The 22,647-nt window shown below is 74.2% G+C and carries 18 protein-coding genes and 1 pseudogene; 8 read left to right on the plus strand and 11 right to left on the minus strand.

Annotation, left to right across the window (positions count from 1 at the left end; all coding sequences use genetic code 11):
- Nucleotides 1-14 precede the first annotated feature (14 nt).
- Both ACNYS0_RS33910 and ACNYS0_RS33915 read left to right on the plus strand, forming a co-directional pair.
- A complete protein-coding gene (locus tag ACNYS0_RS33910; RefSeq protein WP_422479110.1) occupies nt 15-1,181 on the plus strand; it encodes an exonuclease SbcCD subunit D in 1,167 nt (388 codons plus the stop codon).
- A complete protein-coding gene (locus tag ACNYS0_RS33915; protein ID WP_422479112.1) occupies nt 1,178-4,687 on the plus strand; it encodes an AAA family ATPase in 3,510 nt (1,169 codons plus the stop codon). The genes ACNYS0_RS33910 and ACNYS0_RS33915 overlap by 4 nt, the downstream gene beginning before the upstream one ends.
- An 80-nt stretch (nt 4,688-4,767) precedes the next feature.
- On the opposite strand, the gene ACNYS0_RS33920 is transcribed toward ACNYS0_RS33915, so the two are convergent.
- Nucleotides 4,768-5,007: a chaplin gene (locus ACNYS0_RS33920; protein ID WP_422479114.1), complete on the minus strand. Its 240-nt coding sequence runs from the start codon at nt 5,005-5,007 to the stop codon at nt 4,768-4,770.
- 116 nt (nt 5,008-5,123) lie between these two features.
- A complete protein-coding gene (locus tag ACNYS0_RS33925) occupies nt 5,124-5,600 on the minus strand; it encodes a hypothetical protein (protein WP_422479116.1) in 477 nt (158 codons plus the stop codon).
- Between the two features lie 66 nt (nt 5,601-5,666).
- On the opposite strand from ACNYS0_RS33925, the gene ACNYS0_RS33930 reads away from it, so the two are divergent.
- Nucleotides 5,667-6,524 carry an SDR family oxidoreductase gene (locus tag ACNYS0_RS33930; protein WP_422479118.1) on the plus strand — a complete coding sequence of 286 codons (858 nt, stop codon included), beginning with the start codon at nt 5,667-5,669 and terminating at the stop codon, nt 6,522-6,524.
- A gap of 3 nt (nt 6,525-6,527) precedes the next feature.
- Here ACNYS0_RS33930 and ACNYS0_RS33935 read toward each other — a convergent pair whose 3' ends face one another.
- The gene (locus tag ACNYS0_RS33935) at nt 6,528-8,225 is read right to left on the minus strand and encodes a DUF885 domain-containing protein (protein ID WP_422479120.1); all 1,698 of its coding nucleotides are present in this window, start codon (nt 8,223-8,225) and stop codon (nt 6,528-6,530) included.
- An 11-nt stretch (nt 8,226-8,236) separates the two neighbouring features.
- A complete protein-coding gene (locus ACNYS0_RS33940; protein ID WP_422479122.1) occupies nt 8,237-8,734 on the minus strand; it encodes an Lrp/AsnC family transcriptional regulator in 498 nt (165 codons plus the stop codon).
- A 51-nt stretch (nt 8,735-8,785) separates the two neighbouring features.
- Between ACNYS0_RS33940 and ACNYS0_RS33945 the strand changes: the two genes are divergently transcribed.
- Nucleotides 8,786-10,051: a trans-sulfuration enzyme family protein gene (locus tag ACNYS0_RS33945; protein ID WP_422479124.1), complete on the plus strand. Its 1,266-nt coding sequence runs from the start codon at nt 8,786-8,788 to the stop codon at nt 10,049-10,051.
- Here the strand turns inward: ACNYS0_RS33945 and ACNYS0_RS33950 are convergent.
- From ACNYS0_RS33950 to pdxR, 3 genes are all read right to left on the minus strand, one after another.
- On the minus strand, nt 9,963-11,249 hold the full coding sequence (locus tag ACNYS0_RS33950) for a GNAT family N-acetyltransferase (protein ID WP_422479126.1): 1,287 nt from the start codon (nt 11,247-11,249) through the stop codon (nt 9,963-9,965). The two genes, ACNYS0_RS33945 and ACNYS0_RS33950, sit on opposite strands and share 89 nt — an antisense overlap.
- 100 nt (nt 11,250-11,349) lie before the next feature.
- Entirely contained in the window at nt 11,350-12,930 is a 1,581-nt protein-coding gene (locus ACNYS0_RS33955; protein WP_422479128.1) for an alkaline phosphatase D family protein, read from the minus strand.
- Nucleotides 12,931-13,055: 125 nt separating this feature from the next.
- Complete coding sequence (gene pdxR / locus ACNYS0_RS33960) at nt 13,056-14,498, minus strand: MocR-like pyridoxine biosynthesis transcription factor PdxR (protein ID WP_422479130.1); 1,443 nt, start codon at nt 14,496-14,498, stop codon at nt 13,056-13,058.
- 102 nt (nt 14,499-14,600) lie between these two features.
- Between pdxR and ACNYS0_RS33965 the strand changes: the two are divergent.
- Nucleotides 14,601-15,389: pseudogene (locus ACNYS0_RS33965) on the plus strand (EamA family transporter); the annotation flags it as partial.
- A gap of 99 nt (nt 15,390-15,488) precedes the next feature.
- Here the strand turns inward: ACNYS0_RS33965 and ACNYS0_RS33970 are convergent.
- Nucleotides 15,489-16,319, minus strand: coding sequence for an alpha/beta fold hydrolase (locus tag ACNYS0_RS33970; RefSeq protein ID WP_422479132.1), 831 nt, complete (start codon nt 16,317-16,319; stop codon nt 15,489-15,491).
- Nucleotides 16,320-16,471: 152 nt separating this feature from the next.
- Here ACNYS0_RS33970 and sigJ point away from each other — a divergent pair, with 152 nt between their 5' ends.
- Nucleotides 16,472-17,353, plus strand: coding sequence for an RNA polymerase sigma factor SigJ (sigJ, locus tag ACNYS0_RS33975; RefSeq protein WP_422479134.1), 882 nt, complete (start codon nt 16,472-16,474; stop codon nt 17,351-17,353).
- Between the two features lie 204 nt (nt 17,354-17,557).
- Complete coding sequence (locus ACNYS0_RS33980; RefSeq protein WP_422479136.1) at nt 17,558-18,319, plus strand: GntR family transcriptional regulator; 762 nt, start codon at nt 17,558-17,560, stop codon at nt 18,317-18,319.
- Nucleotides 18,320-18,433: 114 nt separating this feature from the next.
- Here ACNYS0_RS33980 and ACNYS0_RS33985 read toward each other — a convergent pair whose 3' ends face one another.
- The 3 genes from ACNYS0_RS33985 to ACNYS0_RS33995 all read right to left on the minus strand — a co-directional run bounded on the left by ACNYS0_RS33985 (nt 18,434) and on the right by ACNYS0_RS33995 (nt 21,604).
- On the minus strand, nt 18,434-19,591 hold the full coding sequence (locus ACNYS0_RS33985; protein WP_422479138.1) for an ROK family protein: 1,158 nt from the start codon (nt 19,589-19,591) through the stop codon (nt 18,434-18,436).
- Between the two features lie 130 nt (nt 19,592-19,721).
- Nucleotides 19,722-20,372 carry a response regulator gene (locus ACNYS0_RS33990; protein ID WP_422479140.1) on the minus strand — a complete coding sequence of 217 codons (651 nt, stop codon included), beginning with the start codon at nt 20,370-20,372 and terminating at the stop codon, nt 19,722-19,724.
- A gap of 14 nt (nt 20,373-20,386) precedes the next feature.
- The gene (locus ACNYS0_RS33995) at nt 20,387-21,604 is read right to left on the minus strand and encodes a sensor histidine kinase (protein ID WP_422479142.1); all 1,218 of its coding nucleotides are present in this window, start codon (nt 21,602-21,604) and stop codon (nt 20,387-20,389) included.
- Between the two features lie 108 nt (nt 21,605-21,712).
- Between ACNYS0_RS33995 and ACNYS0_RS34000 the strand changes: the two genes are divergently transcribed.
- Nucleotides 21,713-22,636, plus strand: a complete 924-nt coding sequence (locus ACNYS0_RS34000) for an ABC transporter ATP-binding protein (protein ID WP_422479144.1) — start codon at nt 21,713-21,715, stop codon at nt 22,634-22,636.
- The last annotated feature ends 11 nt before the right edge of the window (nt 22,637-22,647 follow it).

Here is a 22,647-nt window from a genome sequence, read left to right on the forward strand (position 1 = left end):
TAGCCTCGTGCACCATGAGGTTCCTGCACACATCCGACTGGCACCTGGGCCGCTCGTTCCACCGCGTGAACATGCTCGACGCCCAGGCCGACTTCGTCGCCCACCTCGTCGCCACCGCCCGCGAGCGCGGCGTCGACGCGGTGGTCGTGTCGGGTGACGTGTACGACCGGGCGGTGCCGCCGCTCGCCGCCGTGGAGCTGTACGACGACGCGCTGCACCGCCTCGCCGAGCTCGGCGTACCCACCGTGATGATCTCCGGGAACCACGACTCGGCGCGCCGCCTCGGCGTCGGCGCGGGCCTCATCGGCCGGGCCGGCATCCACCTGCGGACGCAGCCGTCCCGCTGCGGCGAGCCGATCGTGCTGCCGGACACCCACGGCGACGTCGCGTTCTACGGCCTGCCGTACCTCGAACCGGCCCTGGTCAAGGACGAGTTCGGGGTGGCGAAGGCCGGGCACGAGCAGGTGCTCGCCGCCGCCATGGAGCGGGTGCGGGCCGATCTCGCGGAGCGCCCGGCGGGCACCAGATCCGTCGTCCTCGCGCACGCCTTCGTGACCGGCGGCGCGCCCAGTGACAGCGAGCGGGACATCACGGTCGGGGGTGTCTCGGCGGTGCCGTCCGGCGTCTTCGACGGCGTGGACTACGTGGCGCTCGGGCACCTGCACGGCAGTCAGGTCATCAGCGACCGGGTCCGCTACTCGGGCTCCCCGCTGCCGTACTCCTTCTCGGAGGCCGACCACCGCAAGAGCATGTGGCTGATCGACCTCGACGCCGAGGGCGCGGTCACGGCCGAGCGCCTCGACTGCCCGGTGCCGCGCCCGCTGGCCCGCCTGCGCGGCGACCTCGAGGACCTCCTCGACGACCCGGCCCTCGCGCGGCACGAGGACTCGTGGGTGGAGGCGACGCTCACGGACGCGGTCCGGCCCGACGACCCGATGGCCCGCCTCACCGACCGCTTTCCGCACACCCTCAGCCTGCTCTTCGACCCGCGCCGCACGGACGAGGAGGAGCCGGACGCCAGCTACGCCGAGCGCCTCAAGGGGCGCGACGACCACGAGATCGCGGAGGACTTCGTGACCCACGTCCGGGGCGCGGGGCCCGACGAGAGCGAGCGGGCGGTGCTGCGGGCCGCGTTCGACGCGGTGCGCGCGGACGATGTGGTGCGCGAGGTGGCCAGGTGAGGCTGCACACACTCACGATCACGGCGTTCGGTCCCTTCGGTGCCACGCAGAAGGTCGACTTCGACGAGCTGTCGGCGGCGGGACTCTTCCTCCTGCACGGACCGACGGGCGCGGGCAAGACCTCCGTCCTCGACGCGGTCTGCTACGCGCTGTACGGGTCCGTGCCCGGCGCCCGGCAGAGCGGCAGCGGCCAGGGCCAGAACCTGCGCAGCGACCACGCGGAGGCGGGCGTGCGCACGGAGGTCACCCTCGACCTGACCGTCGCGGGCCGCCGCCTGGAGATCACCCGGCAGCCGCCGCATCTGCGCCCCAAGAAGCGCGGCACGGGCTTCACCACGGAGAAGGCGCAGAGCTGGCTGCGCGAATACGACTCCGTGGCGGCGAAGTGGAAGGACCTCAGCCGTTCCCACCAGGAGATCGGCGAGGAGATCACGCAGCTCCTCGGCATGAGCAAGGACCAGTTCTGCCAGGTGGTCCTCCTCCCGCAGGGCGACTTCGCGCGCTTCCTGCGGGCCGACGCCGAGGCCCGCGGCAAGCTGCTCGGCCGCCTCTTCGACACGCACCGGTTCGCCGCCGTGGAGCAGCGGCTCGCCGAGGACCGCAAGGCCGCGCAGAAGCAAGTGGTCGCGGGCGACGCGGAGTTGCTGGCCGACGCGCACCGCATGCAGCAGGCGGCGGGGGCCGTCGTGGAACTGGACCCCGTCGATGCGGCGCCGGGCGACCCCGGCACCGCGGACGCCGTCCTGACCTGGGCGGCCACGGCCCGCTCGACCGCGCGCGAACACTTCACGCACGCCCATATCGCCCTGGACGCGGCTGAGTCGGCGCGGATCGCGGCGCAGCGCGAGCTGTCCGAGGCGACGGAGACGCATCGCCTGCAACTCCGCTTCGCGCAGGCCCGCGAGCGTCAGGCGGCCCTGGACGAGCGGGCCGGTGAGCACCGCGCCGTCCAGGAGCGCATGGACCGCGCCCGCAAGGCGGCGACGGTGGAGCCGGCGCTGGCCCTCCGGGAGGAGGCGGAGGCGGCGCACCGGACGGCTCTGACGGAGGACCGGCGGGCCCGGCAGGAGCTGAGGGGGGCGTGGCCGGATGGTGCGCGCGGGGCGGATTCCGCGAACGACGCAGCCGGAGACACCGAGGGCCGGGCGGCCGAGGCGCACGGGGCGGACACGGAGCGACTCTCCCCGGCCCCGACCGACACCGGCGCCGATTCCGGCACCGGCTCCGATTCCGGCACCGGCTCCGATTCCGGCACCGGCTTCGGCTCCGGCTCCGGCACCGGCTTTGGCCCCGGTGCCGACTCCGGCCTCGGCTCTGGCTCCGGCACCGGCTCTGGCTCCGGCACCGGCTCTGGCTCCGGCACCGGTCTTGGCTCCGGCCCCGGCCCCGGTACCGACTCCGGTACCGGCACTGGCTCTGGCTCCGGCTCCGGTACCGGCACTGGCTCCGGCTCCGGTAACGGCCCCGGCTCCGACTCTGGCTCCGGCCCCGACTCCGGCTCTGGCTCCGACACCGGCTCCGACCCCGACTCCAGGTCCGCCCCCGGCCCCGGGTCGACGTACCCGGGTGACGTCGAGCCCGGCATCCCGACCTCGCCCGAGGCGCTCACCGAGGCTGCCCGGCGTGTCGCTCATGAACTCGGTGGTCTCGGCGCGGCGCGCCGCGCCGAGCGGCGGCTCGCCGAACTCACGCGGGAGCGTGCGGGACTCGACCGCGAGGAGCGCGCCGACGTCGATCTGCTCGCCGACACCGAGGGCTGGCTCGACGGCTGGGACGCCCGGCGCGCCGACCTCCAGGCCCGGGTCGACGCGGCGCAGGAGGCCGCGACCCGCGCCGAGCACCTCGCGGGACAGCTCGAACCGGCCCGCAAGCAGGCCCGCGCCGCCGTCGAGCGCGACCGGCTCGCCGAGCGCGCCGCGTCCGCCGACGCCGACGCGCTGCGCGCCCGCGAGAGCTCGGCGGCCGCGCACGAGCACTGGCTCGGCCTGAAGGAGCAGCGGCTGCGCGACGTCGCCGCCGAACTGGCCGAGGCCCTCGTCGACGGCGAACCCTGCACCGTCTGCGGCGCGACCGAACACCCGGCGCCCATGCGGAAGTCCGAGGGGCACGTCGACCGGGCCGCCGAGGAGGCCGCGCTCGCCGCCTACCGCGCCGCCGACACGCGCCGCACCGAGGCGGAGCGCGTCCTGGGCGGCGTACGGGAGGAGCTGGCGGCGGCGAAGGCCGCGGCGGGGGAGGCCGCTGCCGCGCAACTCGCCGAGGCCGCCCGCGAATGGGCGGAGCGACACGCCGAGGCGCACGCCCTCGCGGCCACCGCGCATCCCGCCCGCGAGGCCCTCGCCGGCGCCGAGAGCGAGCACGACCGGCGCCTCGTCGCCCGGCAGGAGGTCGCGCAGCGGACGGCGGGCCGGACCTCCCTGCGCGAGGCACTCGACCGTGAACAGGCCTCTCTGGAGGCGGAGTTGGCGCAGGCGCGCGGAGGTGCGGAGAGCGTCGAGGCGCGCGCGGGGCAGTTGGAGCGGCAGGCCGCGCTGCTCACCGACGCGGCCGACGCGGCCCGCGCCGTCGAGGACACGGCGCGGCGGCTCAAGGACGCGGACGCGCGACTCGCCGACGCCGCGTTCCGGGCCGGGTTCGACACGCCGCAGGAGGCGGCCGCCGCCCTGCTCGACGATGCCCGGTACCGAGAGCTCCAGCACCGCCTGGACGCACGGCAGTCGGAGGAGGCGGCCGTCCGCGCGGTGCTCGCGGAGGAGGACACCGCCGAGGCGGCCCGCAGGCCCGCGGCCGACGTCGCCGTGGCCCGGGCCGTCGCGGAGGCGGCCGACGCGCGCGTGCGGGCCGCGGGCTCCGCACGCGACGCGGCCGAGCGCCGCTGCGCCGAACTCGACCGGCTCTCCCGTCGCGCCGCCACCGAGGCCCGCCGCCTCGGCCCGCTGCGCGAGACGTACGACCGGGTGGCCCGCCTCGCCTCCCTCGCGGCCGGCACCGCCGCCGACAACGAGCGCAAGATGCGCCTGGAGTCGTATGTGCTGGCCGCCCGCCTGGAACAAGTGGCGGCGGCGGCGACCGCGCGCCTGCGCCGCATGTCGTCGGGCCGCTACACCCTGGTGCACTCCGACTCCCTCGCGGGGCGCGGCCGTTCGGGTCTCGGCCTGCACGTCGTGGACGCGTGGACGGGCCGCGAGCGCGACACGGCGACGCTCTCCGGCGGTGAGACCTTCTTCGCCTCGCTCGCCCTGGCGCTCGGTCTCGCGGACGTCGTCACGGACGAGGCGGGCGGCGTCCGCCTCGACACCCTCTTCATCGACGAGGGCTTCGGGAGCCTGGACGACCAGACCCTCGACGAGGTCCTCGACGTCCTCGACTCCCTGCGCGAGCGGGACCGCAGCGTGGGCATCGTGAGCCACGTCGGCGACCTGCGGCGCCGCGTGCACGCGCAGCTGGAGGTCGTGAAGGGGCGGGACGGCTCGGTGGTGCGGCAGCGCGGGATCCCGGGCGTGTAGGCACACAGCGGACACCCCGCGCCGGTTCCCGGCCGAAGAGGCCGGGACCGACGCGGGGTGTCACCGCACGGGGGCGTGTGTCACTTGTTGGCGCATACGTTGCCGAAGGCCGGGTTGAGCAGGCCGACGACATCGACGCTGTTGCCACACGCGTTGACCGGGACGTGGACCGGGACCTGGAGCACGTTGCCGGAGACCACACCGGGCGAATTCTGAGCCACGCCAAACGGGTCGGTGTCCGCGGCGGCCATGCCGGCGGTTCCGAGGACGGCGATTCCGGCCGCAGCTGCCGTGAGACCCAGCTTGATCATGGTCGACATGAAGACTCCTTGGGTGAGACGGTGGGACGACGGATACGCGTTCCGTCACCACCCAGGCACTCACAGTTTTGCCCGGTTCGCCTCTCGGGAGGGCCGATCGCGGGGTGCCCGGCAGGTCAGCGGGACCGCTCGGCGCGCCTGCCCACGGCGGCCAGGCGGCGGACCATCAGCGCGCGGTGCCCGCCCGAGCCGATCACGAGGAGCCGGTAGACGCGGCCGAGCGGTCCGGGGAACGCCGCGTACGTACGGGCACGCAGCAGCGTCCCGCCGGGGCGCTCGGACAGGTCGAGGTCCAGCTCGTAGCGCGAGTAGAAGTGGCGTCCGACGAGGCGGGCCGAGCGGCCGGGCACCGCCTCGGCCACCGCGAAGCCCGGCAGCGTCGAGCCCTCGGTGAGCGGGGCGCCGCTGGAGCGCAGCGGCTTCGCGCCGATGAACCGCGCGTACGCCTCGAAGCCCCGGCCACCGGTGCTGCCGAACTCGGCGGCGAGGGCCGGCCACACCCGCTCGGCGGGCGCGTCGACCACGATCCGGTGCTCGTCGACGAAGGGCGGACGGGGCGGTGCGGCGGCGCGGGAGGCGTGGGCTGCGTCCATGAAGTCAGCATAGGCACGCGGGAATTCGGTTCAGGTCGAAGGGGGTGTTCGGGCATGATCCGGGACATGCCCAGACTTCCTCACCCCGCCCCGGCCGAACTCCGCCGCGACCCCCTCCCGCTGCGTGGCCGCACCGCGCTCGTCACCGGTGCGAGCCGGCGCGGCGGCATCGGCTTCGCCGTGGCCCGCCGACTCGCCGCGTACGGGGCGAGCGTGTATCTGCACCACCACGTGGCGCACGACGAGGCGATGCCGTGGGGTGCCGACCGGCCCGCCGACGTGGCCGACGCCGTGCGGGAGGCGCGCGGCGAGCCGGACGCCGTCGTGGCGCACGGCCCGGCGGACCTCACCGAACCCGACGCCCCCGCGCGCCTGATCCGGGACGCGGCCGAAGCGCTCGGCGGGCGGCTCGACATCGTCGTCGCCAACCATGCCCTCAGCGGCTCCGACGGCACGCTCGACAGCGTCGACGCCGCCATGCTGGACGCCCATTGGGCCGTCGACGCCCGCTCCGTGGTGCTGCTCGTCCAGGCCTACGCCCGCCACCGGGTCGCCGTCACTGACGGGGCGGGGGCCGGTGGCCGCGTCGTCATGATGACCTCCGGTCAGGACATCGCCGACGGCATGCCGGGCGAGATCGCGTACGCCCTGCAAAAGGGCGCGCTCGCGTCGGTCACACGCTCCCTCGCCACGACCCTCGCCCCGCAGTTCGTGACCGTGAACACCGTCAACCCGGGCCCCGTGGACACGGATTACCTGGACGGCGAGACGTACGACGCCATCGCCGAGCTGTTCCCCGCCAAGCGGTGGGGGATGCCCGACGATCCGGCGCGGCTCATCGCGTGGCTGGCCACGGACGAGGCCGCGTGGATCACCGGGCAGGTCATCGGCTCCGAGGGCGGCTTCCGCCGAACCCTCGTCTAGGCACTACAGCTTGGACAGTTCGTCCACCAGGTCGTCCAGGCCCAGCGAGCCCTGCGACAGCGCCGCCATGTGCCACGCCTTCGCGTCGAAGGCGTCGCCGTGCGCGGCCTGCGCGCCCGCCCGGCCGAGCAGCCAGGCCCGCTCGCCCAGCTTGTAGCCGATCGCCTGTCCCGGGATCGACAGGTACCGGGTCAGCTCGCTCTCCACGAAGTCCGCGGGGCGGCTGCTGTGCGCGCCGAAGAACTCCTGCGCGAGCTCCGGCGTCCAGCGCTCGCCGGGGTGGAACGGCGAGTCCGCCGGGATCTCCAGTTCCAGGTGCATGCCGATGTCGACGATGACCCGGCAGGCCCGCATCATCTGCGCGTCCAGGTAGCCGATCCGGGTCTCCGCGTCCGTGAGGAAGCCCAGCTCGTCCATCAGCCGCTCCGCGTACAGCGCCCAGCCCTCCGCGTTCGCGGAGACGATGCCGAGCGTCGCCTGGTAGCGGGAGAGGTCACCGGCGACATGGGCCCACTGGGCGAGCTGGAGATGGTGGCCCGGCACGCCCTCGTGGTACCAGGTCGACACCAGGTCGTAGACGGGGAAGCGGGTCTGGCCCATCGTCGGCAGCCAGGTGCGGCCCGGCCGCGAGAAGTCCTCCGACGGCGGGGTGTAGTAGGGGGCGGCGGCGCTGCCCGCGGGAGCGATGCAGGACTCCACCTGCCGCACCCGGTCGGCGAGTTCGAAGTGGGTGCCGTCGAGCGCGCCGATGGCCTCGTCCATCAGCTTCTGAAGCCACTGGCGCACCTCGTCGACGCCCTCGATGTGCCGCCCGTGCTCGTCGAGGTGCGCGAGCGCCACCCACGGCGTTCGCGCGCCCGGCAGGATCTTCTCGGCCTCCGTGCGCATCTCGGCGAGCAGCCGGTGGAACTCGCTCCAGCCGTACGCGTACGCCTCGTCCAGGTCGAGGTCCGCGCCGTTGTAGTAGCGCGACCAGCGCGCGTAGCGCTCGCGGCCCACCACGTTCGGCGCGCCCTCGACGGCGGGCGCGTACACGTCCCGCATCCAGTCGCGCAGCTCGACGGTCGCGGCGTCGGCGGTGCGGGCCGCCTCCGTCAGCTCGGCGCGCAGCGCCTCGGGCCCCGCGGCCGCGAACTCCTCGAACCAGCCCTGCCACTCGTCGAGCTGACCGATGAACGTCTCCGTCGGCCGCGGCGCCGCGTGCAGCTTGCGGTCCAGGCCGAGCGCGAGCGTCTCCCGGTAGCCGGCGAACGCGGCGGGCACCGCGCGCAGCCGCTCGGCGATCGCCGCCCAGTCCTCGTCCGTGTCGGTCGGGGTGACCGTGAACACCTCGCGCACATTGTGGACCGGGGAGCCGAGGTTGGAGACCTCGCGCAGGTGCTCGTCCGCCTCGTGCACCGCGAGCGCGGCGGTCAGGCGCTCGCGCAGCAGCCGGGCGCAGCGCCGCTCGACGTCGCTGTCCGCACCGGGCGCGCGCTCCGCCTCGGCGAGCCGGGCGAGGGTCTCGCGCGAGAGGTCCGCGACGGCGGCGAGGCCGGTGGGGGAGAGGTCGGGCAGCTTGCTGTGGGCCTCCCGTACCCCCAGGAAGGTGCCCTCGACGGGATCGAGGGCGACCATGGCGTCGACGAAGGCGTCGGCGACCTGCCGGGGCAGTGGGGCGGCGGGGGGCTGGGAGCTCGCGGTGTGTGGCATGCGACACATCCTCGTACGCGTCAGGGGGCCGCGTCACCAAGATTCGCCGCAGGCGGAAGCAGCGGCCCGCACTCCCACTGCTGGAAGATCAACCGGGTCTCGACGCGCGCCACTTCGGGGCGCGAGGTGAACGAGTCGAGCACGAGCCGCTGGAGATCGGCCATGTCGTGGACGGCGACATGCACCAAGTAGTCGTCGGGCCCGGTCAGATGGAACACCGTGCGGGCCTCGGGCAGCGCGCGGACCCGCTCCACGAACGGCCCGACGAGCTCCCTGCGGTGCGGGCGCACCTGTACCGAGAGCAGCGCCTCCAGGCCGCGGCCCAGCTTCGCCGGATCGAGCCGCAGCACATGCCCGAGGATCACGCCGCCGCGCCGCAGCCGGTTCACCCGGTCGAGGCACGTGGAGGGCGCGACGCCGACCTGCGCCGCCAGATCCCGGTACGTGGTGCGGGCGTCGTTCTGCAACAGCCGCAGTATGTCCAGGTCGACCGGATCGAGTACGACGGAGTCGGTCATCGGCCGAACGTAGCACGGGAGTTGAACCACGGCCCCCGTCCGTTGTTCAGGATGCCGTCCATGGATACGCACTGGGACATGAGCGGTGCCCGCCCCCGGGCCTTCGCCACCGAAGCCGTGCACGCGGGCCGCGACGACCTCGCCGCCCTCGGCCTGCACGCCCCGCCCCTCGACCTGTCCACCACCTATCCGTCCCACGACACCCGCGGGGAGGCCGCCCGCATCGACGCGTTCGCCGCCGACGGCGCGCTCGACGACGGGCCGCCCGTCTACGGCCGCCTCGGCAACCCGACCGTCGCCCGCTTCGAGACCGCCCTCGCCCGCCTCGAAGGCACGGACAGCGCGGTCGCGTTCGCGAGCGGCATGGCGGCGCTGACGGCCGTGCTCCTCGTACGCCTCGCGGCGGGCCTGCGCCATGTCGTCGCGGTCCGCCCGCTGTATGGGTGCAGCGACCACCTGCTGACGGCGGGGGCGCTCGGCTCCGAGGTGACGTGGGTGGACCCGGCGGGGATCGCCGACGCCGTACGCCCCGACACCGGTCTCGTCATGGTGGAGTCGCCCGCCAACCCGACGCTCGCGGAGGTCGACCTCGCGGCCGTCGCGCACGCCTGCGGTTCGGTCCCGCTGCTCGTCGACAACACCTTCGCCACGCCCGTGCTGCAACGCCCCGCCGAGAGCGGCGCCCGGCTCGTCCTGCACAGCGCCACGAAGTACATCGGCGGTCACGGGGACGTCCTCGGCGGCGTCGTGGCCTGCGACGAGGCCTTCGCCCGCGAGCTGCGCAAGGTGCGGTTCGCGACCGGCGGTGTGCTGCACCCGCTCGCCGGATACCTGCTGCTGCGCGGCCTGTCCACGCTGCCGGTACGGGTGCGCGCCGCCTCCGCGACGGCCGCCGAGCTCGTCCGGCGGCTCGTCGGCGACCCGCGCGTCACCCGCGTCCACTATCCGCGGATCGGCGGCGCCATGGTCGCCTTCGAGGTCGCGGGCGACCCGCACGCGGTGACCGCCGGGGTCGAACTGATCACCCCGGCGGTCAGCCTCGGCAGCGTCGACTCGCTGATCCAGCACCCCGCCTCGATCAGCCACCGCGTGGTCGCCGCCGACGACCGCAGAGCGGCAGGCGTCGGCGACCGGCTGCTGCGGCTCTCGGTCGGCCTGGAGGACGTCGAGGACCTGTGGACGGACCTGGACCGGGCGCTGGGCGCCGGGCCCGGGGCCGACCACGTGGTCAGCGGTGCTGCTCGGCCCGCTCGTACGCGTCCTCGTTCGCGGACGGACGCAGGGTCGCCACCGGTGCCGCATCGAGCCGGGCGGTGATCACCAGCGTGCCCTCCTCGATCTGGTAGTCGAGGGGCAGACCGAGGCCGCGCATCGCCGCGACCATGCCCGTGTTGGCCGACCGCGTCACCGCGTACACGCTGGCGCAGCCCGCCTCGACCGCCATCGAGGCCAGGCGGCCGAGGAGTTCGGCGCCGATGCCCCGGCGCTGCCAGTCGTCCTCCACGAGCAGCGCGACCTCGGTCTCGTCGCCGTCCCACAGCAGATGGCCGAGAGCCACTATCCGGCCCGACGCCGTCTGCGCGGCCAGGGTGCGGCCGTGGCGCGGGCTCAGCAGGTGGTTCAGATAGCGGTCCGCGTCGGCGACGGGGCCGTGGTAACGGCTGGCGAGCGTGGCCTGCGAGCACCGCTCGTGCATCGCCCTCGACAGGGCGAGGTCGCCGATGTCCGCGCGCCGCACGGTGATGTCGTTGCCCTCGGGCAGCGTCAGGACGTCCTCTCCGTTCGGCACCCGCGGGCCGAGCCGGGTGTCCAGCTCCACGAGGGCGCGGGCGCGCGCGAACTCGGTGGGCGTGAACGGCAGCTGCGGCCGCTCCACCGAGATGACCCCGCCCTCCGGGGTGCGCAGCCGCAGCACGGTGTCGTCGAAGCCGCCCTCGACCGGTGCGCCGGACGCGGCGGCCGCCTTCGCGGGCAGCTGCCTGATGGTGCAGCGACCCAGCAACTGGCGCAGCGCGAGCGGGAGTTCGGCGGCGTCCAGGGCGGTGCGGGTGGCGAGGCCGAGGATCCGGGTGGGGGCGTCCACCAGGTCGTGGGCGTCCGCCCGCTCGACCCAGGTGTCGGCGCCGCCCGCGCCCGCGACGGCCCCGGCGAGCTCGTCCGAGCTCAGCTCCTCGGGGGCGCGCAGCAGGAACTCGTCCACGGTGCCCTCGGCCAGCGGATGCGTCTGGAGGCTCAGGATGTCGACCCGCTCGCGGGCGAGCACCGTGCACAGCGCCGCCAGCGAACCCGGCTCGTCCCGCACGGTCGTCCGCATCCGCCACAGCGTGCTGCTCGCCGGGTCGAGCGACCCGGCCGCTGCCTCCGGGGAGGCGGGCGGCCGGGTGCCGGTATCCGCCGTGGGTGGCGCGTGCTCCTTGCGTTCTGTCCGGAGCAGGTGGAACCCGGCGGCGGCGATGGCGAGCAGGGCCGCGGCGCAGCAGAGGACAACAGTGACAACTTGCGTCTCATTACTCATGAGTCCACTGTGCAGGACCGGTGTTGCGTGATCACAAACGCTTTGTGACCGATGGGTTAAGCGTGCTTATGTCGGTTTTTGGCCACTGGGCGTGGCGGGATCACTGCCCCACCCGCCCCGGCTGCAAGGTCTGCGAGAACAGCACGTCGCCGCCCTCCTGCCGCAGCCGCACGGTGAGTTCCCCGCTGCCGCCGTCGATCTCGACCTCGCCGAAGTACGGCGGGGTCTCGGCCGGCGAGGTGTTGTTCCGGTCCGGCGCCTTGATGAAGACCTGCCGCGGACCGAACGTCCCGTCCAGCTTCAGCGCCTTGAAACCGCCCGCCGCGAGCGGTCCCGAGACGAACTCCCAGAACGGCTCGAAGTCCTGATACGCCGCGTTCGACGGCTCGTAGTGCTGCGCCGACGTGTAGTGCACGTCCGTGGTCAGCCACAGCGTGCCGGTGATCCGCTCGTGCTTGATGTGCCGCAGCAGCTCGGCGAGCTGGAGCTCACGGCCGAGCGGCGCGCCCGGGTCGCCCTGCGCCACCGCCTCGAAGTTCGTGCCGTCCGGGACGACGAGGCCCAGCGGCATGTCGGAGGCGATCACCTTCCACACGGCGCGCGAACGCGACAACTCCCGCTTCAGCCACGCGAGCTGCTCGGCGCCGAGGATTCCGGTGGCGTCCTCGGTCTGCCGGCCGGTCGAGTTCGCGTTGCGGTACGTCCGCATGTCCAGCACGAACACGTCGAGCAGCGGACCCTGGCGCAGCACCCGGTACACCCGGCCGTCCGCGTCGCCCGGCGGCAGCGTCGAGATCGGGAAGTACTCGCTGAACGCGCGCAGCGAACGGGCCGACAGCACGTCGACGTTCTTCTCCGTGTAGCGCTCGTCGCTGAGGATCTGGCCCGGGTACCAGTTGTTGTGCACCTCGTGGTCGTCCCACTGCGTGATCGTGGGGACCTGTGCGTTGAAGCGACGCAGGTTCTCGTCCAGCAGGTTGTAGCGGAACGCGCCGCGGAACTCGCCCAGCGTCTCCGCGACCTTGGACTTCTCCTCGGTGGTCACATTGCGCCACACCCGCCCGTCGGGCAGCGTCACGCTGGGCAGGATCGGCCCGTCGGCGTAGATGTTGTCGCCGCTGCACAGGAAGAAGTCCGGGTCGAGGGCGCGCATGTCCTCGTACACGCGATAGCCGCCACGGTCCGGATTGATGCCCCAGCCCTGCCCGGCGATGTCACCGGACCACAGGAACCTCACTCCGTCCCGCCGCGACACGGACGCCGTACGGAACGTGCCCTCGACGGGCTCGCCGGTGCGCCGCGGATCGTCCGGGTCCGCGAGCCGCACCCGGTAGTGGATCTGCTCGCCGGGCGGCAGTCCGCGCAGCCGGGTCGTCCCCGTGAAGTCGGTGTCGGGACCGATCAGCGGCCCCCGCCATCTGGTGACGTTCTTGAACGAGTCGGTGGCCGAGGTCTCCACGACCATCCGCGCCGGCCGGTCCGAGCGCACCCACACGAGCCCGGAGTGCGCGCCCACGTCACCCGCCTGGACGCCCCAGCCGGCCTTCGGCCGCCCGGACAGCGCGAACGCGGGCGCGGCGGCCCCGCCGATCGCCGGAAGGGCCAGCGCCGCGGACGTGGCGAGCGCGCCGCGCAGCACTCCGCGGCGGCCGGGCAGGGGAGCTTGTGGACGGTCTGACATGGACGCCTCCAGTGACGGTCTCGACGACAGCACGGTGCCATGGCCTGCGCGCGGCGCCGCGCTGCCACTCCTACTGCGGTGCCACGGCGCGCACACGAACCCCAAGTGAACAACTGTCCCCACCGTCAGGGGAACCGGGCGCGCACGGCCGCGTCGGCCAGGAGGCGTACCCCTTCGGCGATGCGGGCCGGGGGCAGGTGCGCGTAGCCGATCACCAGGGACACGCGGTCGCCCGCGCCGCCTCCTCCGTAGTGGTCCAGCGTGCGGACGCAGACTCCGGTGGACGCGCAGCGGTCCAGGAACTCCTGTCGCGGGCCGCAGTGGTCGGGGAGCGTGGCGATGGCGTGCAGGCCCGCCGCGATGCCGGAGACCTCGGTGCCGGGCAGGTGCTCGCGCAGCGCCGCCACCAGGGCGTCGCGGCGTTCCTTGTAGGCGCGTTGGCAGCGGCGCAGGTGGCGGTCGTAATCGCCGCGCTCGACGAAGCGGGCGAGCACCGCCTGGTCGAGGGCCGGGTTGCCGAGGTCCATGTAGCGCTTGCGCGCGACGACGTCGTCGGTCAGCGCGTCCGGCACGATCAGCCAGCCGAGCCGCAGGCCGGGCGCCAGCGACTTGCTCACCGAACCGGTGTACGCGACGTGCTCGGGGTCGAGCCCCTGGAGCGCGCCCACCGGGGCGCGGTCGTAGCGGAAGTCGCCGTCGTAGTCGTCCTCCACGATCAGACCGCCCACCCGCCGCGCCCAGGCGAGGAGTTGCGTCCTGCGGCGCGCCGAGTACGCGATGCCCGACGGGAAGTGGTGCGACGGGGTGGTGACCGCCGTGTGGACCCCGGACGCCCGCAGCGGCCCCGGGGCGAGCCCCTCGCCGTCCATCGGGAGGTGCACCGCCCGTGCGCCCACGGTCGCGAACAGGTCCTCGTACTGGGGACTGCCGGGGCTCTCCACACCGATGTCGTGCTGCCCTCGCGCGCGGAGCACGATGCCGAGCAGCGTCACCGCCTGCGTCACCCCGGAGCACACGATGATCCGCTCCGGGTCCGCCACCACGCCGCGCCGCCGGGCGAGCAGTTCGGCGAGGGCCGTGCGCAGGCGGGGGAGGCCGCGCGGATCCGGGTAGCCGAGGGCGTGGTGCGGAAGGCCGGCCAGGACCGCGCGCTGCGCCGCCGACCAGGCCGCGCGCGGGAACAGCGACAGGTCCGGGCTCCCCGCCACGAAGTCGGCCCGCACACCGGTCGACGGGCGGGGCGCCAGGTCGCTCGCGCCCGGTGCGGCGGCCCGCGCCGCCTCGCCCACCCACGTCCCGGCACCCCGCCCGGCGCGCAGATACCCCTCCGCGGTCAACTGCTCGTACGCCTCCGTGACCAGGCCCCGCGACACCCCGAGGTCCCGCGCCAGATCCCGGCTCGACGGCAGCCGCGTGCCGGGCGCGAGCCGACCCGAGCGCACCGCGTCCCGCAGCGCGGATTGCAGGGCGCGACCACGCGCGCGTGCCGGGGCGGACGAGGCGGGCAGCAGCAACTCCCAGGCGGGTGAGGAGGGTTCGGGGGCCTCCGGGGCGGGTGGCTGTGTCATACCGGGACCCTACGGCGGCCCTGTGCGACCGGGATTGGTCCCCGATACGGCCGTGCGAATGGACCTCGTGACGGACCACCCGTCCTTCCTAACGTCGCCTCCATGAACGCCACTTCGCTTCGAGGCTCCCTGCTCGCCACGGTCGCCTGCGTCCTCGTGGGCGGCTCCTTCACCGCCAACAGCGTCCTGGGCCACTACCCGTACGCGGGCGGCCAGTTCCTCCGCTACGCCGTCGCGTGCCTGCTGCTTCTGCCGCTGGTCGGCAGGGGCGGCCTGCGCCCGTTGAAGCGGCTCACGCCGCGCCAGTGGGGCCGGCTCGCGCTGCTCGCCGCCGTCGGCATGGTGGGCTTCAACCTGGCGATCCTCGCTGCCGAGCGCTCCGCCGAACCCGCGGTACCCGGCGTCTTCGTAGGATGCGCACCCGTGGTGGTCGCCGTCCTGGTTCCCCTGTTGAGCGGGGTGCGACCCCAACGGGTCGTGCTCTACGGGGCGTTGCTCGTGGCGGCCGGGGCCTTCACGGTCCAGGGGTGGGGGCGCACGGACCTCTCCGGAATCGCCTTCTCCGTATGCGCGCTGTTGGGCGAGGTGGGCTTCGCGGTGCTCGCCGTGCCGGTACTGCGCCCGCTCGGCCCCCGGCTGCTGTCCTGCGCGGTGTGCGGGGTCGCCGCGGTGGAGGCGGCCGTCGCCGGGATCGTCGTGGACGGCGGCTCCTGGCTGCGCAGGCCGGACGGCACCGAGTTCGCGGCCCTCGCCTGGCAGGCCGTGGTCGTCACGGTCGTCGGCTTCGTGTGCTGGTACATGGGCATGCAGCGGATCGGCGCCGAGCGGGCCACGCTGTTCTCCGGGCTCATCCCCGTCGCGGCCGCCTGCACCGCGCCGCTGGTCGGCTCCGGGACGTACGGCATCGCCCAGGGCGCGGGCAGCGCGCTCGTCGCCGCCGGGGTCGCCCTGGGCTCGGGGGTGTTCGCGCGCCGCTCGGCGCCCGTGAACTCAGCGGCTGCCGTCGAGGATCACCCGCGCCACCAGGGCCGGGTCGTCGTTCATCGGGACGTGCCCGCAGCCGGGGAGCTTGACCAGGCGGGCCCCCGGGATGACCTGCTTGGCGCGGACGCCCTGGCGGCGCACGAGGAGGCGGTCCCTGACGCCCCACGCGATCGTGACCGGCAGCTCCTGGATGTCGTCCCGGAACAGCACCGAACGCCCGGCCTCCAGCGTCTCCCGGAACCCGGTCGCCTCCCGCAGGGCGATCGTCTCCGCGACGACCGCCTCGGGTGAACGGCGGCCGGGCCGCGCGTAGATGGTGCTGGTGAGCGCCGCGCGCCCGGCCGCGGAGCGGGAGAGCCGCTCGATCACCGGCACCGGCATGGCCCGCGCGCCCGCCCGCATCGCGAGCAGCGTCCCGAAGGCGTAGCGCCGCTCGGCCCCGGTCCAGAACCCGGCGGGGGAGAGCGCCGTGACGGAGCGCACCAGCTTCTCCCGGCCGAGGTCGAGGGCGAGCAGCCCGCCCAGCGAGTTCCCCGCCACGTGCGGCCGTTCGATCCCGAGGTGGCGGCAGAACGCGTCGAGGACGGGGATCACGCCTGCCAGGTCGTACGCGAGCCCGTCCGGCAGCGCGGGCGACTTCCCGAAGCCCGGCAGATCCACCGCGATCACGTCCCGCTCCGTCGCGAGGATCGGCAGCACGGGCTGCCAGGCCTCCCAGTGGTGCCCGATCCCGTGCAGCAGGAGCAGCGGCTCACCGCTGCCCGTGCGCTCGTACGCGAGGCGGACGGTGCGGGACCCTCCGGCGCTCTCGATGCTGAAGGACGCCTCTGTCACCATGTCGCTCGCTCCCTGTCCCCGCCACGCCGCGACGGTCTCCTTAGACTCCTTGTCAGCAACAATTACCGCTCAGTAGGGCGCAGTTCAAGGGGAGTGGCCGAAGTATCGGACGCCCGCTGGACAGCACTCGCCGTGTCCTATGGGATGGGTGGGTGGCCACCGGTACAGAGATCGATGACTTCGAAGAGCACCGCGCCGTTCTGATGGGCGTGGCCTATCGCATGCTGGGCCGCGTCGCCGACGCGGAGGACGTGGTGCAGGACGCCTGGCTGCGCTGGTCCCGCGCCGACCGTGCGGAGGTCCGCGAACCACGCGCCTACTTGGTACGTGTCACCACCCGGCTCGCCATCGACCGGCTGCGCCAGGTCCAGTCGCGCCGCGAGTCCTACGTGGGGCCGTGGCTGCCCGAGCCGCTCGTCACCGACTTCGGGCCCACCGTGCCCGACACCGCCGAGCAGGCCGTGCTCGCCGACTCCGTGTCGCTCGCGGTGCTCGTCGTCCTGGAGTCCCTCTCGCCGCTGGAGCGCGCGGTGTTCGTGCTGCGGGAGGCCTTCGGCCTGACCTACGCGGAGATCGCCGGGACGCTGGAGCGCGGCGAGGCCGCCGTGCGGCAGCTCGCCGTACGCGCGCGCAAGCACGTGGACGAGCGGCGGCCCCGCTTCGACGTCGACCCGGCCCAGCAGCGCGACCTCACCGAGCGCTTCCTGGCCGCCGCGTCCGAGGGCGACCTCGACGGGCTGATGGCCATGCTCGCCCCGGACGCCCGGCTGGTGGGCGACAGCGGCGGCAAGGCCAGGGCCCCGCTGCGGGTCATCGAGAGCGCCGACAAGGTGGGCCGGTTCGTCCAGGGCGCCGTGCGGCAGGGGGGCGTCGAGGGCTTCGAGCTCCGCATGGTGGAGTTCAACGGCGCCCTCGGCGTGCTCGTCACCGGGAACGGAAAGCCGGACTCCGTCCTCCAACTCGGCGTGCACGAGGGCCGGATCCAGCAGATCTACATCGTGCGCAACCCGGACAAGCTCGGCTCGCTCGGCTAGCCGCCGCTCCCGGCCTCCGGCCCAGGCCCGCTCCCGTGGCGCACACGGGGGCGGGCCTCGCGCGTTCCGCCACCTGAGAACCGGACCACGATTGGTATTGACCAAGTTCCGAGAGCGGTCCTACTCTCGCAGGGATAAGGCAGGAACCTTTAATAAACAAGGGCGATAAAAAGCCGCCAGGGCACTGCTGTTGCGGAGGACAGGGTGGGGACCACGCAGTTGGAAGCGGCTCCGGAGCCGAAGTACTGGCACCTGAAGACCGTGCTCACCGATGCGCTCGACTCCGAGTTCGCGGTGGGCGAGATCCTGCCGAACGAGCGGGACCTCGCGGCCCGCTTCGGCGTCGCCCGCGCGACCCTCCGCCAGGCCCTGGAGCAGCTGGAGCTGGAAGGCCGGCTCCAGCGCCGCCGCGGCGTCGGCACCACGGTCGCGCCGCCCCGCATGGGCGTCGCCGTCGCGTCGAACGACCGGGACTGGCCCGGTGGCAGCGCCGACGCGTGGCAGGCCGTCGACTCCACCGTCGAGGTCCCGCCGAGCGCGGTCGCCGCGGCCCTGGAGACCGCCCCGGACACCGAGGTGCACGTCCTGCGCCGCACGCGGGTCTCGCACGGCCAGCCGGTCGCCGCCGAGCTGCTGTACGTCCCCGTGGGCCCGGCCCCCGACCTGACGGCCGTCGACGCCGCGTCCGGCGCCGCACGCGCGCGTGCGGTCGTGCGGGAGCTTCAGCGCCTCGGGCTCGACGGGGAGGACCGCGCGGTCGAGCTGGGCTCGGCGCGCGCCGACGACGCGAAGGAGCTCGACCGGCTGCCCGGCGCCCCGGTCCTCGTCGTCACGACCCGCTACTTCAGCCGCGGCAGGACCGCGGCCGTCTCGGTGGCGACCTACCGCGCGGACACCTGCCGCCTCACGTTCGGCGACACGGCGGGCGTGGAGATCCACCACGCGCCGGAGACGCGGGCTTCGTAAGTCCCGGGCGTCGTAGGGCCCGGGCTTCGTAAGGCCCGGGCGTCGTAAGAGCACGGGCGTCGTAGGGCCCCGGCCTCGGCAAGGCGTCGGCCTCGGCGCGCCGCCCGCCGGACCTCACCGACGGGCCGTGACCGTGCTCTCCGTCGCGAAGAGTTCCTCTTCGACATGGTCGAGCGCGAGCCGCAGCGCGCCCGTGGCCACCGCCGCCTCGCCCAGCGTCGACAGCGCCACCCGCGGCGGCCGCAGACAGTACCGCTCCAGCTCCCGCCGCAGCGGTTCGAGCACGCCGTCGAGCCCCGCGGCCCAGCCGCCCACCACGACCAGCTCCGGATCGAGCGCGAGCACCAGCGCCGCGACATCGTGCACGAGCCGCTGGAGGAACCGCTCGACCGCCGCCGCCGCCCGGTCGTCGCCCTCGCGCGCCAGCGTGAACACCTTCGCCACGGCGAGCTCGTCCAGCGGGTGCAGCGGCTCGTCCGTCGTGGAGAGCAGCGCCTCGGGCCGCACCTCGCGGCCCAGCAGGTGCAGCGCGCCGATCTCCCCGGCGGCGCCCCCGAAGCCACGGTGCAGGCGGCCGCCGATCAGGGCGCCGGCGCCGGGGCTCAGGCCCGCGAGGACGAACACCATGTCGTCGGTCTCCGCCCCCGCGCCCTTCCAGTGCTCGGCCACGGCCGCCGCGTTCGCGTCGTTCTCCACGAGCACCGGGCACTTGAAGGAGCGCCGCAGCCGCTCGCCGAGCGCGAGTCCGGTCCAGCCCGGCAGCGCGGTGCCGAGCCGCACCGTCCCGTCCGCCCGCACGATCCCCGGGCTGCCGACGCCGACCGCCCGCAGCGAGTCACGGGCCACGCCCGCGCGGCGCAGCAGATCGGCGACGGTGCCGCGCAGCTTCTCCAGACGCTCGTCCGCGTCCGCGGCCTCGTCGACCTCCTTGGACGCCGAACCGAGCACTCTGCCGTCGAGCGCCGAGAGCACCGCGGCCACCCGGTGCGCGCCGATCTCCAGGCCCAGCAGATGCCCGGCCTCGGCCCGGAAGCGGAACTTGCGCGCGGGCCTGCCCTGCCGCCGCGCGCCCGGCTCCTCGACGGTGGTCTCCACGACGAGCCCGGCCACGATGAGCCCCTCGACGACACCCTCCACGGTGGGCCGCGACAGGCCGGTCACGCGGGTGACCTCGGTGAGCGTGGCGAAATCGGTGGAACGCAGCGCGTGCAGCACCACCGCGGAATTGATCCGCCTGAGCAGAGAGGGGTCCCCGCCGGTCAGCCGCCCCACCGTCGTCCTCCCCGCAGTCGCGCGTGTTCGCCGGATGGTACCCGCAGCCACGGGCAGCGGCGAGAGCCGGGTGCACCTCTGTGGCGTACGGTGCTCAGCCGCGCGCGGCCGAAACGGTGCAGGTCGGGCGTCACCCCGGGGCCACGAACCCCGACTCGTACGCCGCGATCACCGCTTGCGTCCGGTCCCGCGCGCCCAGCTTCGTCAGGACGGCGCTGACGTGGGACTTGACCGTCTCGGTGCCGACGATCAGGTCCGTGGCGATCTCGGCGTTCGACAGGCCGCGCGCCATGAGCCGCAGCACCTGCTCCTCGCGTTCGGTCAGCGCCGCCCGCTCCAGCGTCTCGCGGGCCGCCGAACTCCCGTACTCCGAGGCCAACTTGCGGACCGCCGCGGGGAACAGGAGCGACTCGCCCGACGCGACGAAGCGGACCGCGTGCACGATCTCCTCGGGGCGCGCCCGCTTCAGGAGGAAGCCGTCGGCGCCCGCGCGCAGCGCCCCGTACACGTACTCGTCGTTCTCGAACGTGGTGATCACGAGGATCTTCGGCGGCCGCTCCGCGCCGCGCAGCACCGCGCGCGTGGCCTCGATCCCGTCGAGCAGCGGCATGCGGACGTCCATGGCGACCACGTCGGGGCGCAGCTCGCGGACCAGCGGGACGACCGCCGCGCCGTCCGCGGCCTCGCCGACCACGGTGATGTCGGGCTGCGCCTCGAGCACGGCGCGCAGGCCGGCGCGGACGAGTGGTTCGTCGTCGACGAGCAGGACGGTCAGCGGCACGCCGCCAGCCTAGATCACCCGACCGGCAGTTCGACGTGAACCTGCCACTCGTCGTGGACCGGGCCCGTCCGGGCGTTGCCGCCGAGCAGCGCGGCCCGCTCGCGTACGCCGCGCAGACCGCTCCCCGTGCCGCCGTGTCCCGATCCGCGTCCGGGAGGCAGCGGGTTGCGCACCTCCAGGGTCAGCTGTTCGTCGGCGACCTGGAGAGTCACGGTGACCGGTACGGTTCCGCAGTGCCGCAGCACGTTCGTGAGCGCCTCCTGGAGGATGCGGTAGCCCTCACGGGACACGGGCCCCGGCACCTTCTCCAGCGGTCCCGACACCGTCACCTCCACCTTCGCCCCCGAGGCCCGCGCCGAGTCGAGCAGCCGGTCCGCCTCCTGGAGCGTGGGGCGGCTGCCCAGCGGCTGCTCCGCCTCGCGCAGCACCAGGAGCACCCGCTCCAGCTCCTCCAGGGCGGCCCGGCCGGTCTCCTCGATGGCGTCGAGGGCCCGGTGCGTGAACGCCGGATCGCCCGCCGCCCGCGCCGCCCCCGCCTGCACGACGGCGACCGTCAGCGCGTGGCCGATGGAGTCGTGCAGCTCCCGGGCGATGCGATTGCGCTCCAGGAGCTGTTCGGTGCGCTCCTCCAGTGCGGCGAGACGCTCCGCCCCGGACGGGCCGAGGAGCACCTGCGCCGTGCGGGCCGTCAGCCACCCCGCGCCCGCCACCACGTACATCAGGAGGAGCAGGCCCCAGGGGATCGCCACGGCGCACAACCAGGGTGCCTCCGGCACGGGCAGCGGTGAGGTCGAGGCGTCCCGGATGTCCATGACGCCGCCGGTCAACTCAATGGTGAACGACGCCACTTGGCCCGAGAAGAGGCCGACCGAGAGCCCCAGGAACAGCCGGAGCACCAGCCAGACCGACGTCCTGCCGCGGTCCTGCCACGACGCCGAGGGCGTCACCGAGATCTCGCTCTGCGCACCGGAGCCGGCCCCGCGCGCATGCTTGCCCGGGAACAGCATCATCCGCGCCTGCAACCCCTCCGAGCGCCGGATCACCGGAATCGTGCCGAGCAGCAGGAGCAGTGGCACGGGCGTCAGGTAGATGAGCACCCAGTCGCGCACCGAGGGAGAGGAGAGCCCCGGGTAGACCATCGCGAACACGAAGGCGAGCACCGACGAGCACAGCAGGTGCAGCCAGCGGGTGTACGTGACCGCACGGGCGAGCGGTCTCAGGAAGCGGGGCATGCCGTCATCGTGCCAGCAGCCCCGCGCGCGACGGCTCCCCCGCGCGGGGGAGGCGAACTCCACGGGCGGGGGAGGCCGGGACCCCTTGGCGCGGCCGATTCTGAGGGCATGACCAGTATCGACGTCCAGGATCTCACCAAGGAGTACGGGGCGACGCGCGCCGTGGACGGGCTGACCTTCCGGGTCGCGCCCGGCCGTGTCACCGGCTTCCTCGGCCCGAACGGCGCCGGCAAGTCCACCACCATGCGCCTCGCCCTCGGCCTCGACCGCCCCACCTCGGGGACCGCGCTCATCGGGGGCCGCCACTACGCCGCGTACGACGAACCGCTGCGCGTGGTGGGCGCCCTGCTCGACCCGCAGGCGGCGCACGGCTCCCGCACCGCGCGCGATCACCTGCGGGCCCTCGCCGTCAGCAACCGGATCCCCGTCCGGCGGGTCGACGAGGTGCTCGAGCGGGCCGGGATCGCCGCCGTGGCGAAGAAGCGCGTCAAGACGTTCTCGCTCGGCATGCGCCAGCGCCTCGGCATCGCGGCGGCGCTCATCGGCGACCCCGAAGTGGTGCTCCTCGACGAGCCGTCCAACGGGCTCGACCCCGAAGGCATCATCTGGATCCGGGAGTTGCTGCGCGACCTGGCACGCGCCGGCCGCACGGTGCTGGTCTCCAGCCACCTCATGAACGAGACCGCGACCTTCGCCGACCACCTCGTCGTCCTCGGCCGCGGGCGGCTCCTCGCCGACACCCCGATGCCGGAGTTCATCGCCGCGCACAGCGCACGCCGCGTGCGGGTGCGCTCCACGGACCCGGCACGTCTGAGAGCCGCGCTCGTGCGCGCCGGGCACACGGTGACGCTCGCCGACGACGGCCGCTGCGACGTGGAGGGCGTCACCGCCGCGGAGGTGGGCGCCCTCGCCGCCGCCGAGGGCGTCCCCGTCCTCGAACTCGCCGATGAACAGGCCTCGTTGGAGCAGGCCTATCTCGCCCTGACCGCGAACGACGCCGAGTTCGCCGCCACGCCACTCCAGGAGGCCTGACCCATGGCCGG

The organism is Streptomyces anthophorae, assembly GCF_049310305.1.
Lineage (GTDB): Bacteria > Actinomycetota > Actinomycetes > Streptomycetales > Streptomycetaceae > Streptomyces.